Annotated in this window: 8 protein-coding genes; all 8 read right to left on the reverse strand. The window is 67.0% G+C overall.

Annotation, left to right across the window (positions count from 1 at the left end; translation table 11 throughout):
• Positions 1-52 precede the first annotated feature (52 nt).
• Positions 53-2,302 (reverse strand): penicillin-binding protein 1C, encoded by a 2,250-nt coding sequence (gene pbpC / locus F8197_RS16435; RefSeq protein ID WP_227012279.1) that lies wholly within the window; start codon positions 2,300-2,302, stop codon positions 53-55.
• A complete protein-coding gene (locus F8197_RS16440) occupies positions 2,299-8,106 on the reverse strand; it encodes an alpha-2-macroglobulin (RefSeq protein ID WP_152882742.1) in 5,808 nt (1,935 codons plus the stop codon). The genes pbpC and F8197_RS16440 overlap by 4 nt, the downstream gene beginning before the upstream one ends.
• Before the next feature lie 66 nt (positions 8,107-8,172).
• Positions 8,173-9,513: a 23S rRNA (uracil(1939)-C(5))-methyltransferase RlmD gene (gene rlmD / locus F8197_RS16445; RefSeq protein WP_056143407.1), complete on the reverse strand. Its 1,341-nt coding sequence runs from the start codon at positions 9,511-9,513 to the stop codon at positions 8,173-8,175.
• A gap of 90 nt (positions 9,514-9,603) precedes the next feature.
• The gene (gene rpoS / locus F8197_RS16450) at positions 9,604-10,608 is read right to left on the reverse strand and encodes an RNA polymerase sigma factor RpoS (protein ID WP_056143403.1); all 1,005 of its coding nucleotides are present in this window, start codon (positions 10,606-10,608) and stop codon (positions 9,604-9,606) included.
• 39 nt (positions 10,609-10,647) lie between these two features.
• Positions 10,648-11,613, reverse strand: a complete 966-nt coding sequence (locus F8197_RS16455; RefSeq protein ID WP_152882944.1) for a peptidoglycan DD-metalloendopeptidase family protein — start codon at positions 11,611-11,613, stop codon at positions 10,648-10,650.
• A gap of 67 nt (positions 11,614-11,680) precedes the next feature.
• Positions 11,681-12,544, reverse strand: a complete 864-nt coding sequence (locus F8197_RS16460; protein ID WP_056143397.1) for a protein-L-isoaspartate(D-aspartate) O-methyltransferase — start codon at positions 12,542-12,544, stop codon at positions 11,681-11,683.
• Positions 12,541-13,278, reverse strand: a complete 738-nt coding sequence (surE, locus tag F8197_RS16465) for a 5'/3'-nucleotidase SurE (protein WP_019920474.1) — start codon at positions 13,276-13,278, stop codon at positions 12,541-12,543. Before surE ends, F8197_RS16460 begins: the two co-directional genes overlap by 4 nt.
• A gap of 85 nt (positions 13,279-13,363) precedes the next feature.
• Positions 13,364-15,349: a KGGVGR-motif variant AAA ATPase gene (locus tag F8197_RS16470; RefSeq protein ID WP_056143394.1), complete on the reverse strand. Its 1,986-nt coding sequence runs from the start codon at positions 15,347-15,349 to the stop codon at positions 13,364-13,366.
• Positions 15,350-15,367 lie beyond the last annotated feature (18 nt).

The raw sequence follows: 15,367 nt of genomic DNA on the forward strand, positions 1-15,367 counted from the left end.
CGAGTTATTCAATGTCCCATGTTTGCACGTTGCGGCGGGAAATTCAAGCATCCTAACGCGCATTGCCGCGCACCTGGAAGCGGCTGCTGGCCACGACCTTGTCGGCCGCGTCCACCAGCGCCAGTTCGTGGGTGCCCGGTTGCGGGGTCCAGGAGAAGTCGGCGCTGGCGGCGGTCAGGGCGGCGCCGTTCAGGCGCCAGGTCAGGCCTTGTGCAGCCTGGGCGTGGAACATCACCCGTTCGCGGCCGGCCGGGATGTCGGGGTCGATGGCGATCACGCTGCCGGGCGCGGGGTAGACGATGGCCGGTGGTTGGCCGGCATCGCTGTCCTGCACCAGCGCCACGACCGAGGTTTCGGTGCCGGCCAAAAACCACTCGGCGCGGGTCGGTTCCAGCGCCGGCTGCCAGGCGACTTGGCGCCGTACCACGCCGGCCGGCGCGGCCGGTGCGCGGCTGGGCTGGCCGTGGTGCAGGTAGTCCATCACGTCGCGCCACACCGGCGCGGCGCCCGTCACGCCCGAGACGTCCCACATGGCCTGGCCATCGAAGTTGCCGACCCAGACGCCGACGGTGTAGCGGTCCGAGTAACCGATGCACCAGTTGTCGCGCATGTCCTTGCTGGTACCGGTTTTGACCGCGCTCCAGAACGTGGTGGCCAGTTCGTTTTTCAGCCCGAAGGTGGTGCTGCGCGCGCCGCGGTCGGCCAGGATGTCGCCGATGATGAAGCTGGTGCGCGCATCGAGCACCCGCAGCGACTTGGCTGGCGCGCTGCCACCTGCCCTTGCGCCTGCCCCAACGCCGGCAAGTGCGTCAACCGTGGCCACCAGCCTGGCCGGCGCATACAGGCCGCCATTGGCCAGCGTGCGGTAGGCATTGGTCAATTCGAGCAGCGACACTTCGGCCGAGCCGAGCGCCAGTGAGTAGCCGTAGTAGTCGGCCGATTCGGTCAGGCTGCTCAGGCCCACGTCGCGCAGGCGCGCGTAAAAGCGGTCCAGGCCCGTCATCACCAGGGTGCGCACGGCCGGCACGTTGAGCGAGCTGGCCAGGCTGGTGCGCACACTGACATACCCTTTAAAACCCTTGTCGTAGTTCTGCGGCGCGTAGGTGCCGGCCCCGGTGGCGATCCCGAAGCTGCTGTCGTCCATCAGCGAGGCGGCGGTAAGCAGGCGGCGCTCCAGCGCCAGCTGGTACAGGAACGGTTTCAAGGTGGAGCCGGCCTGGCGCAGCGCGGCCACGCCATCGACCTCGGCGCCACCAGCGTTGCCGACATACGCCAGGATGTCGCCGCTGGCGTTGTCGAGCACCAGCACTGCGCCGTCGTTGACGTTGCGCGCGGTAAGCGCCATCAACTGCTGGCGCAACGCGCCCTGGGCGAAGCGCTGCACGTCGGCGTCGAGCGTGCTGCGCACCGACTGCCCGGCTGCCATTCCGGTCAGCAGCTGCTGCGCCACCTGCGGCGCGGGCGCCATGCCCGCAGCCAGCTGCGGTCGGCCCAGCGCGATGGCGGTGCGCAGCTCGATATCGGCGCAGGTGGCCGGCATGCGCAGCTCGCGCGCCAGTGCGCAGGCGCGCTGCGACACCAGGCGCGGCGCGGCCGACGGCGCGCGCAGCAGGCTGGCCAGGATGGCCGACTCGGTCAGGTTCAGCCCCGAAGGCGCCTTGCCGAACAGCCCGCGCGAGGCGGCGCCCACGCCCTGTAACTCGCCCCGGAACGACACCAGGTTCACATAGGCTTCGATGATCTGGCGCTTGGTCCAGCCTGCATCGAGCTCGCGCGCGGCCTGGATCTGGTCCCACTTCTGGCCCCAGCTACGTCCCTTCGACTTCGGCAGCAAGGCCGGATCAAGCAGCGCCGCCAGCTGCATGGTGATGGTGGACGCGCCGCGCGGGCGGATGCGGAACAGGTTGTCCCACGCCGCCTTGGCCGCCGCGTTCCAGTCCACGCCGCCATGCTCGTAGAAGCGCTGGTCCTCCGCTTGCAGGATCGCCGCCGGCAAGGCGGGCGAGATATCGTCAAACGACACCCAGTCGAGCCGGCGCGCCTTCATGTCGATGCGCAGCGACTGTACCGGTACACCGTGGCGGTCGAGCAGTACAGCCTCCGAGCTGCGGTATGCTGCGCGCACCTGTTCCGGCGTGGGTATGGACGATGCCGCCGATGCTGCCGGCTGGGCCAGCGCTGCGCAGGCGGCCAGCGCCAGCGACCACGAAAATGTCCGTGCCCCCGCCCCCGCCCCCGCCCATCTACGGGTATTTGCCCAAGCGCGTACCGGCACGGCGATCCGCTCAGCCATCCCGCTCATTTGACCACCACCTGCGCGTTGGGCGCCGCGCCGAACATCTCGGGGCTGTACAGCGCTTCCACCCGCGTGGGCGGCAGGTTGAACTGGCCGGGATTGTTCAGCCGCACCGTGTACTCGACACTCCATTTACCCTTGGGGACGAATTCGTAAAACGCCCGGTAACCGTCGAAGCTGCGCTCCTCGAACGCCAGCCACGCCCAGCCGGACCTGCGGTTGCCCCGGTCCAGCAGCGCCGCGTCACGCCCCAGTCCAGAACCGAGCACGGTGGCGCTGGCGGGAATCGGATCGTCGACCACCACCCAGGTCATGTCCGACTGCGCTTCCAGCTCGAGCCGCACCCGGTACACATCGCCGCGCGACCACACGCCGCGCGTCTTCTGCTCGACCGGCGTGATGGTCTTGGCGATGGTGTAGCCGCTCGATACCGGCGCCTTGAGCGGCAGCGCCGCCAGCGTGCGCACCGTTACCCACGGTTTGCCGGTGCCGGCGTGGACCAGGTCCAGCGTGCTGCTGCCCTTCGGCCATGGCAGTGCGACGGTGGTCGACTTGAGGTCGGTAGTCGGCGCGGCTTTCGGATCGGCCGGAATTCCGGACTTGCTGCCAGCCTTGACCCCGACCTCTACGCCTGCATTGCTGCCAACGCTGGCATCAGCAGACACCGCACCGAAACTCACCGACTTGCTGGCCCCACCCAACGCGGCAGTCGCGCTGCCGGTTACCGGCGCGCGCTCGAACACGGCGCTGAAACGGTCCATGGCCAGCACACCCCAGGCGTTCGACACGGTCGTATCCCAGTGCCCCGCGCGCTGACGTCCCAGCGTGCCGCGCGCCAGCCGTCCCATGTCGGCGCGCCAGGCGGGATTGTCGGCCATGGCCAGTAGCAGCCGGTTGGCGTTGCTGTCGGCCGACGACATCAGCCACCACCAGTTGTCGGTGCGCTCGGTGGCAAAGCCCATGGTCGTGCCTTGCAGGTTCAGCCGCGCACGCAGGATCTGCTCGGCCTGGGCCAGCTGCCTGGCCTGCTGCGGCAGCTGGGGCGAGCGTTTCAGCACCAAGTACCAGTCGATCACGGCCGACGTGGGCCACAGGTTGGGCGCGACCGTGAACGATTCGAGGTCGTCGTGGTTGATGGCGTTACTGCGCGAGAGCGCCTCCAGCGCCGCCACCTTGCGTACCGCCAGGTCGGCCGTGGGCAGCGGCGATTCGAGCCACAGCTTGCCCTGCACAAAGGCCTGCAAGCCCGACTCCATGCGCGCCTTGAGTTCCGCCGGAATCTCGTAGCCGGCCTCCTGGCTGGCCGACAGCACGTAGGCGGTCAGGCTGTCGCTGCCGTGCAGCATAGGAGCGAAGTACTTGACCAGGCCATTGCTGTCCAGGTGCGCCGGCAAGGTGGCCACCGCCGTGCGCCACAGTGCCGGATCGCGCAGCGCGATCGCGCGCGAGGTCACCTGCTCGAAGCAGCGGTACGGATAGTCGCGCATGAAGTCGCGCACGCCCGGCAGGTCGCCGCCCAGGCGCGCACTGAACTGCGCCTGCACCGCACCCCGTCCGGGCAGCGCATCGTCGGGTAGGCGCATCGCCAGCGACTGCTTGCCATCGAGTTGCAGCAAGGTCGCTTGCGTGGTGCGCACCGGTACCGCCGGCGCCACTTTCTGGCTGACCTTGATGCTGTCGCGCGCGTCAGTGCCTGCAACATTGGCTCCCACCTCCCACGCCAGCGCGGTCACGCCGGCCGGCACCTGGTAGTCCCAGCCGATTTCCTTCGCCTGCCCCGCCTCGAGTGCGACCTTTTGGGTGGGCAGCGTCTGCGCGCCCGCCCTGGCCGTCAGCGCCACGTCGAGCGCGGCGGCGGTGGTGTTGCGCACCGTGTAGATGGCGCGCAGGCGGTCGCCCTCGCGCACCAGCGCCGGCAAGCCGGACAGCAGCATCAGGTCCTGCGTGCTGCGCACCTCGGCCTGGCCGGTGCCAAACAGGCCTGCCTGGGCGCTGGCGATGGCGACGATGCGAAACGCCGTGAGCGAGTCGTTCAATGGCACTTCGACCGAAGCCGTGCCGTCGGCGGCGAGCGCCACCTGCGCCTTCCAGAACAGCAGCGTATCGAACAGCTCGCGCCCGCCGCCCTTGCCACCGCCACCGCCGGCCGCCACCGCCTTGCGACCGAAGTGGCGCTTGCCCACCACCTGCATCTGCGCGGTGGCCGTTTGCACTTGCAGGCTGCGCTGCTGCATCATGGCGTCGAGCAGGTTCCAGCTGGTGTTGGGCATCAGTTCCAGCAGTCCCACGTCGACCGCCGCCAGCGCCACTTCGGCACCCGCCGGCGGCGCCAAGCCGTCCGCGCGCGTGACCCGCACCCTGACCTTGGCCCTGTCGCGCACCTTGTACACCTGCTGGTCGGTATCGACTTGCACCTTCAGTTCATTGGCGGCCCAGCCCACCCGCACCGGCGCGATGCCAAGCTTGTAGGCGGGTTTGCCCAGGTCCACCAGCGCGGTCGGCTGCACGCCGGCCACGCGCCCGCGTACCACCAGCGCCGAGACATACACATTCGGTGCGTAACCGGCCTTGATCGGCACCGTGAACACCGGCGCGCTGCCCGCGAGCGGGCGCACATAGCTGTCGATCACGCCCTCGCGCTCCACCGTCACCAGGGCGGTCGCCGCGCGGAACGGCATCCGTACCTGGAAGCTGGCGTCCTGGCCCGGCTCGTAGCGCTTGTGTTCGGGCAGCAGGTCGATGCGGTCGTTGTCGGACACGTTGAACCACCAGTCGTCGCCATCGGCCACCCACGTTTCGCGGTGGGCGGTGGCCACGCGCTGCTGCGCGTCCTGGGTTTGCGCGCGCAGGATCAGGTTACCCGCCGCCGGCGCCTTGACCTGGCATACCAGCAGCCCCTTGGCGTCGGTGCGTCCTTGGCAAGCGTGACCCAGCGCTTTTACTTCGCTGCTGTTCTCGTAGGCGTAAAAGCCGCCAACCAGGCGGCGCCGGTGCGAAGTCGATTCACGCTGGAAGAAGTCCACAGACACCGGCGCATCGGCCACCGGCTTGCCTTGCAGGTCGAGCACCACCACCCGGAATTTGAGCGCGTCGCGGCTCAGTACCCAGCCGTCAGGGGCGATGCCCACCACCACGGCCGCAGGCCACAGGCCCACGCGGGTGGCGGCGGACAGGGTTTCGCCGTTGGCGTCCTGGTACGACAGCTCGGCCGCCAGTTCGCGCGGCACGGTCACCGCGGGCAGTTGATCGATGGTGACGCGGGCGCCGCCGGCCTTGTCCAGCGTGATGTTGCGGGTGCGGACAGCACCACCCACGGCGCCACCGCTTTCCTCGTTTTCACCGTCATCGAAAACGCCCTCGTCCTCGTCGAACGCACCGCCGCTGCGCTCCACGCCCACCTTCACATCGCCATTGCTGAACGTGAAGTCGCCATAATCGTCGAAGCTCACCGGCTTGTCCTGCACCAGGGTGCGCAACTGCACCGGCGCGTCACCGGCGCCGCCGCCGGACAGGTAGCTCAGTTGCAGATCGAGGTCGAGCGCGGCTGCCTGCACCGCCGGCGCCTTGGGCCCCTGCAGCAGCGCCTTCATGGTCGGCACGCGGAACTGCTCGACGCGGAAGCGGCCAGCTGCGCGGCCGCCGACCAGCACCTGGTACCAGCCCTGGCGCGCGTCAAGCGGGATCTTCCAGTCGTTGGCAGCGCTGCCGTTGGCGCGCCAGGCCAGCGGCAGTTCGTAGCGCTGGTCGCTGCCCTCGTGGATCACGAACATGCTGGCCGGGAGCGACTGGTTCGGCTCGAGCGCGAAGCCGTGCATGACCTTGCGGCGCTGGAAGTGCTTCATGTGCACCGTTTCGCCGGCGCGCAGCAGGGTGCGATCAAACACCGTGTTGGCCACCACGTTGTCGGCGCCGCCGTATTCGGTGGGCAGGTTGAAGCGCCAGCTCTCGATGCCGCGATCCCATTTCGACAGGGTGAACGTCATGTCGGCGCCGTGGCGCGCGCTGACGAACAGGCCTTCGCGCGCTTCGCACGAGGGTTCCGCCAGTTCTTTGGCGATGTTGGCCACGCCGTCGCTGTTGGTCGCGCCCTGCCACAGCAGCTTGCCGGTGCAATCGCGCACGGCCACCCTGGCGCCAGCCACCGGCTGGCCCTTGTCGAGCGAAGTGACCCACACCAGCGACGACTGCGCGCCGCGCTTGAAGTGCGCCACCAGGTTGGTCACCAGCGCGGCCGAACTGACGTACGCGGTCCGGCGCTTGCCGGATAAAGCTTCGCCCAGGCGCGGGCTGGCCAGTTCCACCACGTAGAAGCCCGGCTTTTTCAACGGAATGCCCACCACTTCGAACTGCTGGCGTCCGCCCGGTTTGGGCATGGTAAAGCGCTGCACGCGGTCGGCGCTGCCGTCCTTGACTTCGAAGCCGGCCAGCAGCGGCTTGAACAACTGTTCGTGGTACAGCTCCTGCGGCTCCCAGCCGCCGTTACAACTCATGCGGCCGAGCCAGCGCACGATCTGCCGGTCCTGCTGCTCGTCGGTGGCGCCTTCGTTGACGCGCAGCGATGCGCCATCGATATCGACGGCCGCCAATTTTGCAGCAAGCGCCGCCTCCACGTTGCGCACGGTGACCGGCAGCAGCTTGTCGCCCTGCGCTTCGATGATGCCGAAGCGCGCCGGGAATTTCACCAGCGGCGGCTGGGCGTCGGTGTTGATCGTCATCGGAAAGCGCGCGGCGTTGAGCAGCAGGCGGCCCGCATCATCTTTCAGCCCGGCCGGCAGCGCCAGGCGCAAGGCGCTGCTGGCCGGCAGCGGTCCCGCAAAGCTGATGCTGTCCACGTAGTCGGCCCTGGCCTGGTATTTTTCCACTTCTGGCTTGAAGACCTTAGCGCCAGGGCCGGTCAGGGTGGCGGCCAGCGCATCGGTGCGCCGCACCGGCGCGGAGAAGGTCACGCGGGTGGGCAGGAACGGCAGGCAGCCGGCTTTGGGCGAGAGCCGTTCGCAGGTAAATTTGGCGGTAAAGTCGGGCCGCGTGCGGAACGCCAGCGCCTGGTCCTGGCGCGTGGCGATGCCGTTGTCGGCCGCCATGCCAGCGCCCCACACCAGCGCCACTTTGGCCTTGGCCGGCAACGGCCGCTGGCATTGCAGCACCACCAGGGGCAAACGTTCCAGGCGCTTGTCCTTGACCGCCATGCCCGCATGCCACACCACGCCGCGCGCCTTGAAGTACAGCGACAGGTAGCGCTGCGTAAAAGCCTTGCGCTGCGCGAGGATCTGTTCGCGCTCGGCGCCGGCCAGGACGCGCACGCCGATTTTTTCGTGGATGCCCTCGGCGCGGCACCAGGCGTGCTGCGCGACGGTGGCGTCGCTGGCCGTCGCATCGAGGCCGAGCACGAAAATCTGCCGCTCGTCGATTTGCGACCCTTGGTACGGCAGCATCTCCACCACGGCCGGACCGCCGGTGTCAAAACCGAAGCGGCGCTCGCCCGCCACCGGCTGGCCGGCCAGGTCGCGCGCATCCGGTTTGACCGTAAAGCTGCACGCCACGCCGGCCGGCAAGTCGCGCTCGAAGTCGTAGCTCCAGTTGCTGCCGTCGATCCAGCGGCCCTTGCCCGGTTCGGCGCAATCGACCGTGAACGGGTCGCCCAGGCGCATGTCGCCGAGCGGCACCATCTGGCCGCTGAAACGCGCGGTCACCTGGCGCACGCCCTTGACGGTGCCGGTGGGCGAAAATGCGGTGATGGTGGTTTGCGCCAGTGCCAGGAGTGGCAGGCCGCAGAACGCGGCGGCGCAGAGGAAGCGAAACAGGGAACGCATGCAAGCTCCGTTGCTCAATTATTATGAGCCCAGTGTTGCAAACGCCCCCTGCAAAGTCAATCTGATTTACTGCGCGAGATTAAACACCGCCATCGATTCCACGTGCGACGTATGCGGGAACATGTTGACCACGCCCGCCTTGTCGAGCACATAGCCGGCACCGACCAGGATGCCGGCGTCGCGCGCCAGCGTCGAGGGACTGCACGACACGTACACCAGCCGCTGCGGCAACAGGTCGGCGCGGGTCTGGCTCAGTTCCACCAGCGCTTCGCACAGGGCGGCAGCGCCGTCGCGGGGCGGGTCGATCAGCATGCGGTCGAACTTGCCCAGTTCGACCAGGTGCTCGGCCGTCACCAGGAACAGGTTGCGGGTGTAGAACGTGGTTTTATCGGACAGGCCGTTGGCCTTGGCGTTGTCGAGCGCGCGCTCGGACAACGTGGTGCTGCCTTCGATACCGACCACTTCACGCGCCTGGGTGGCCAGCGGCAGCGTGAAGTTGCCGAGGCCGCAGAACAGGTCGGCCACGCGGTCTTGCGGCTGCACTTCCAGCAGGCGCAGTGCCTTGGCGACCAGCACGCGGTTGATGTAGTGATTGACCTGCGTAAAATCGACTGGCTTGAACGGCATCTTGATGCCGAATTCCGGCAGCAGGTAGTGCAGGTCCGGGCCCAGCGGGTAGTACGGCGCGGCGGTTTCCGGGCCCTTGGTTTGCAGCCAGAACTGGATGCCATGCTGGTCGGCGAACGCCTTGACCTTGACTTCATCGTCGGCCGTCATCGGCGCCATGATGCGCAACACCAGCGCGGTGACGCCCTCGCCGATCGCCACTTCGATTTGCGGAATCTGGTTGTACAGGGAGAGCGAACCGATCAGCGCGCGCAGCGGCAGCAGCAGGTCGGAAACATGGCGCGGCAGGATTTCGCAGCTCTGGATGTCGGCCACGAATGCCGAATGCTTTTCGTGGAAGCCGACCAGCACCGTGTCCTTCTTGACCACGTGGCGCACCGACAGGCGCGCGCGGTAGCGGTATTCCCAGGTGGGGCCGTACATCGGCCGCATCACGGTCAGCGGTTTCACTTTGCCGATGTGCCACAGGTTATCTTCGAGCACGCGCTGCTTGATCGCCACCTGCGCGGTCGGTTCCAGGTGCTGCATCGAGCAGCCGCCGCACATATTGAAGTGCGGGCACTTGGGTTGCACGCGCATCGACGATTCGCGGTGCAGCGTGGTCATGCGAGCCATTTCCCAGTTCTTCTTTTTCTTAAAGGTGGTGAAGCTGACGCGCTCACCGGGCAGCGCACCCTCGACAAACACCACCTTGCCTTGCGAACCGTCTTCGTTTTCCAGGTGGCCGACGCCGTTGGCGTCCATGCTGAGCGATTTAATCTCGAGAATGGTATCTTGCATAAAATTCAAAATGAGTAGAAGGACGCCGGCCCGTCCGGGCACGCCGGGGGCGGTGGTGGCACAGGGGCAGTATGATAGCAGAAGGGGGAACTACAGCAGCGAATCGCGGACCACGCCACGCGCCGCCATCGCCCGCTTGAGCTTGATGAGGGCTTCCTGCTGGATCTGGCGCACGCGCTCGCGGGTAACGCCCATTTCCTCGGCCAGGGTTTCCAGCGTGGCCGGATCGTCGTTATCGAGGCCGAAGCGGCGCATGATCACGATGCGCTGCTTGTCGGGCAGCTTGGTGAGCCAGTCGCGCATCAGCACCGTCATTTCGTGATGCTCGGCGCGGGCGTCGGGACTGTCGTCGCTGTCGCCGGGCAGCAAGTCCATCAGCGACGATTGCGGATCGTTGTCGAGCGGGGCGTCGAGCGAGGTGGCGTGCTCGGACAAGGCGAGAATGTCCTGCACCTCTTCCACCGGGCGGCCGACCAGCGCGGCGATGTCCTCGGCGGTGGCGTCCTTGCCATCGTGCTGCTGCGCTTCCAGGTGGTATTTGCCGCGCAAGATCTGGTTCAACTCGCGCACCATGTGCACCGGCAGCCGCACCGTGCGCGCCTGGTTCATGATGGCGCGCTCGATGCTCTGGCGGATCCACCAGGTGGCGTACGTGGAAAAGCGGAAACCGCGCTCCGGCTCGAACTTGTCGATCGCGCGCATCAGGCCGATGTTGCCTTCTTCGATCAGGTCGAGCAGCACCACGCCGCGGTTGATGTAGTGCTTGGCGATTGAGACCACGAGGCGCAGATTGTGCTCGATCATGGTCTGCCGGGCGGAAAAATCACCGGCCTTGGCCAGGGTGGCGTAATGCACTTCCTGCGGCGCGGTGAGCAGCGGCCGGGTGCCGATCTGGTTCAGGTAGTGCTGGGTGGTGTCGGTGGACAGTTCCGCCGCCAGCACTTTTTTCAGTTCATCGACGGGTTCGAGCACGCTGGCGCCGATGCCGATTGCTGCCGCCCCATCTTCCGCAAGGTCTTCGTCATCGACTGCATCGTTGTCGCGGAAGTCTTCCGGGACATCGTCATCGAGCGGATCGTGGGGCGTGTTTGTCATGGCTCGGCTCGGATCATTTCAACGCTCGTCGGACGGCGGTCAACGGGCCGGCAGGAACTTCGACGGATCCACCGGTTTGCCCTGCTGGCGGATCTCGAAGTGCAGCTTGACCGAGTCGGTATCGGAGTCGCCCATCTCGGCGATCAACTGTCCCTTGGTCACGCTCTGCCCTTCCTTGACCAGGATGGTGCGGTTGTGCGCATACGCGGACAACAGCGTATTACTGTGCTTCACAATCACCAGATTACCATAACCACGGATGCCGCTGCCGGCAAACATGACTTTTCCGGCCCCGGCCGCGACGACGTGCTGGCCGGCCTTTCCGGCGATGTCCACGCCCTTGTTTTTACCTTCGTCGAAGGTGGCGATCACGCGTCCTTCGGCCGGCCACATCCACGAGAGTTTTTCGTCTTCGGCGCTCAGGCCCGCCCCCGGTGCCGTTACCGGCGGCCGCGCGGCTGGCGGCGTGGTGGTGGTGGCAGGCGGCGTCGCGGGCCTGGTGGTGGCTGCCGTCGCCGGCGCGTCGCCGTCCGGGCGTTGCAGCTCGGCCAGGGTGGCGTCGGTGTACGGACGCTTCTCGCCTTTTGGTCCGGTCTTGCGCGCGACCACGGCCGGCGCGGTGGCCTTGTCGCTCGGCGGCATGATGATGGCGGCGGTTTCCACCCCGCTGCTGTTCGGGGCTGCGTTGCCGGCCTCGGGTGGCAGCACGCGCAGTACCTGGTCCACCTTGATGTCGTTGGGGTCGTTGAGGTTGTTCCAGGTGACCAGGTCGCGGTAGTTCTGGCCGTATTCGAGCGCAATGCGGATCAGGGTGTCGCCCTTGCGAACCGTGTACAGGCCACGCTCGTCGCGCGACACTTGCGCGGTCTGGCTCGGCGTGGAAGGTTTCACGGCCGGCCGTGCGACGGGGCGGTCGATGACCGGGGCTTGACTCGGGGCGGTGCTGCAAGCGCTGAGGAAAGCCAGCGCCAGGCTCAATACGAGCAGATTGCTTTTATTAATCATTCTCATCTTAAATTCAATTGTGGTGCAGTGTGCGGCGTGTACCGTGCAACATGCGGTGTGCGGCTGCTCAGGCAGTGCCCGCGCGCAGCGGCACAAAATGGCAATCCTCCAGCGTTTCGCTGGTCCATTGCGCTTTGCCGGTGCGTGTGATCAGCACCAGTTGCTGCGTCCTGTCGCCCACCGGCGCCACCAGCCGGCCGCCGATGGCGAGCTGGTCGAGCAGGGGCTGCGGCACCTGCAAACCGGCAGCAGCCAGGATGATGCCATCGAACGGCGCCGCTTGCGGGAGCCCAAGCATACCATCTCCGTAATGCAAGCGCAGATTCGGCACGCGCAGGGGGCGCAGGTTGGTCTTGGCCAGTTCGTGCAAAGGCTTGATGCGCTCGATCGAATAAACCTCCTGCGCCACGCACGCCAGCACCGCCGCCTGGTAGCCGCAGCCGGTGCCAATCTCCAGCACGCGCTTGAGCTGGCCGCCGTTGCGCAGCACCTCGATCATGCGCGCCACGATGTACGGCTGCGAAATGGTTTGCTGGTGGCCGATCGGCAGCGAAGCGTCGATATACGCTTGCGACACCAGTCCCTGGTCCATGAACATGTGGCGCGGCACGGTGGCCAACGCGTTCAGCACCACCTGATCGCGCACGCCCTGCCTGGCCACCCGCTGCGCCATGGCGTGACGGATCGCATCGGACACCAGCGGCCGGTCGCGGCTGACGATGGGCTGCGCCCGCTCCTGCGCATAGCCATGCGACTTCGATGGCGTGGCCACGGCGGCGGGCCGCTGCTGGCCCGGCACAGGCACATGGCGGGCAGCATTCTGGGTGGCGGTTTGGGGCGTGGCAACGGGGGCAAACACCGGCGCCTTCCTGGCGCCCTTGTCAACAACGGACGAGAGAGGCAAAGGAAAGCTGCGGGGTTTGTCGCTCATGCCAGGCCTTTTTCGAGTGCGGCGAGTTGCGTTTTATGGGTCAGGTCGATTTGCAGCGGCGTGATCGACGTCTTGCCGTGGGTGACCGCGTAAAAATCGGTGCCCTCGCCCGCGTCCTTGCAGGCGCCGGGCGGGCCGATCCAGAAAATTTCGCGCCCGCGCGGATCCTGCGAGCGTATCACGGGTTCGGCCTGGTGGCGACGGCCAAGCCGGGTGGCAGCCACCTGGCCCAGTTGCCCGTAAGGCAAGTTCGGAATATTGACGTTGAGCAGATACGGGCGCGGCAGGGTTTCGGAGTACCGCATCACGATATCGCGCGCATGCAACGCGGCATCGTCGATATGCTCCCAGCCCCACGCGCCTTGCGAGAACGCGATGGCCGGGATGCCGAACAGGTAGCCTTCGGTGGCAGCCGCCACGGTGCCGGAATACAGCGTGTCGTCGCCCATATTGGGGCCATTGTTGATCCCGGAGACCACCAGGTCGGGCCGGTAGTCGAGGATGCCGGTCAGCGCGATGTGGACACAGTCGGTGGGGGTACCATTGATAAAATAGAAACCATTGTCGGCGCGCTGCACCGACAACGGCCGGTCCAGCGACAGGGAGTTGGACGCCCCGGAGCGGTTGCTGTCGGGCGCGACCACCACGATGTCGGCCACCGGTGCCAGGGCCTTGGCCAGGGCGTTGATGCCCGGTGCCAGGTAGCCGTCGTCATTGCTGATCAGGATTCTCATGGCGTAGATTTTACCTGAAGCAACGCCACAACTGCGCATCACGCCCGCTTTGCAAGCAACAAATAATTGCTTGTGAGCTTGGCGATTACCCTGCCTTATGAGCAACGTATGCCATGCCGCTGGACGATGTCCAGTCCGCGCCTGGCTGGTACGGCGTCAGCGCACGCAAATGGGGCGGACGGGCCAGCGCGTCGCCGTAATCGTCCATCGCGGCATCCTGGTGCAATTCTGCAGCCGTCGGCAGTAACGCCGCCTGCTGCACCACGCCGTCAAGCAAAGCCTGGGTGCGCCGGGTGTCCGGGTGCTCGGCGCCCAACCGCCCCGCTTGCGCCCGCACCACCTCGTCGAGAAGGCGGCGGGCACCGTCGAGGTCGCGCGCTACCACCAGCGTGCGCGCCAGCGCGGTCTTGCTGCGCAGGGTGTCGGCGTGCTCGGCGCCCAGGGTGCGCTTGCGGGCGGCCAGCACTTGCTCCTGGGCATGGCGCGCGTGTTCGATGTCACCGCGCTGGAACAGCAATTCCGCGCGCGCGGCCTGGCACGCCAGCGTCAGCAAATGTTCGGGGCCGAGCTGGCGCAGGTAGGCGTCGAGCACGTTGTCCTGGATGTTGAGCGCCTCGGCGGTGCGGTGCTGCTGGGCCAGCGTGGCGGCCAGGTTGGCGCGCGCGGCCAGGGTATCCGGGTGTTCGGGCCCCAGCATGCGCTCGCGCGCGGCGATCACGCCCTCTTCCAGGAATTGCGCCTCATCGAGCTGGCCCTGCAGACGCAGCACGCCGGCCAGGTTGCCCTTGCTGGTGAGCGTGTCGAGGTGGTCGTCGCCCATGGCGCGCTGGCGCAGCGCCAGGCTTTCTTCGAAACACGCGGCGGCCTGGCGCAGCCGGCCCTCCTGCCGGTACATCTCGCCCAGCAGGTTGAGGTCGCGCGCCAGCGGCTGCGACAGCGCGCGGGCGCCGATGCCGGCTTCGCCACCGCCTTGTTCGAGGGCGTGGCGGGTGTCCGCCACGGCGGACAGCAGGTGAATTTCGCGCGCCGACTGCCAGGGAAAGTAGCCGGGACCCAGCCAGTCGAGAAACGCTTCGAAGGTGCGGGTGAGCGAAAAGCGGTCGCCGCCCTGGTCCATGCGCACCGCCAGTTGCTCGCCGTAGGCAAAGGTGCGGGTCTGCTGCAGCTGCACTTCGTCGAAATACGAGTCGAGCGAAACGTGCGGCAAGCCGTAGCAGTCGCGCATCAGGCGCTCGAAGATGGGCTGGTAGCCGATGATGTGCTGCTCGGGCGCGCCGCGCCGCCACTGCGCGCGCTGGATGCTGTCGCCCATCTCGATGCGCGACGGCAGCGGGTACACCAGCAGCGGCCGTTGCTCGTCTTCGTGGCTGCTGCGGTAGGCGGCGGCGCGGGACACCAGCGCCTCGACACCCTCGAGGCTCTGGCGATTCGGGGTAAACACCACCACGAGCTTGCGCGGCAACAGCGTGGTGCAGATGCCGGCGCTGTCGGTGCGGCCCGTGCGCGAATCGACCAGCACGTAGCGGAAATGGCGCGCCATCTGATCGGCAAAGCAGCGGAACAGCGCCGGGCAACGGTCGAACAGGTCGTCCCAGTGCATCGCGGCCAGCCGTTCGCCGTAGGTATGATCGAAGCGGCCGGCGCGCATCAGGTATAACTGGCTGCTCTGGTCCACCCGGCTCACGTATTGCTGCCAGCCGACTGCCGCCAGCACTTCGTTGGCCAGCGCTTCGCTGTCGGGCGCCGCGCTGTCTTGCGTCGCGCCGCCGGATGCGACGGTGTCGCCTTCGGATTGCGGCCGGTACCGGCTCAGCAGCTGTTCGCGGCATGCCTCGAACAGTTCGAGCACGCCGGGCCGCTCCTCGTGCAGGTCGAAATAATGGTGCAGGCCCGGTGCCTCCATGTCCCAGTCGATCATCAATACGGGCGACGTGGAGTTGTGCTGGCGCGCCAGCAGCACCGCCAGGTTGGACAGGGCCATGGTGCGCCCGGTGCCGCCCTTGTATGAGTAGAAAGTGACAACTTCACCGCTATCGCTGAGCGGCGTTAAGGACAAGGAAACGTTTTCCATGGCAAACCCTTTTTTAAA

Source organism: Duganella sp. FT27W (genome assembly GCF_009295655.1).
GTDB classification, from domain to species: domain Bacteria; phylum Pseudomonadota; class Gammaproteobacteria; order Burkholderiales; family Burkholderiaceae_D; genus Rugamonas; species Rugamonas zoogloeoides.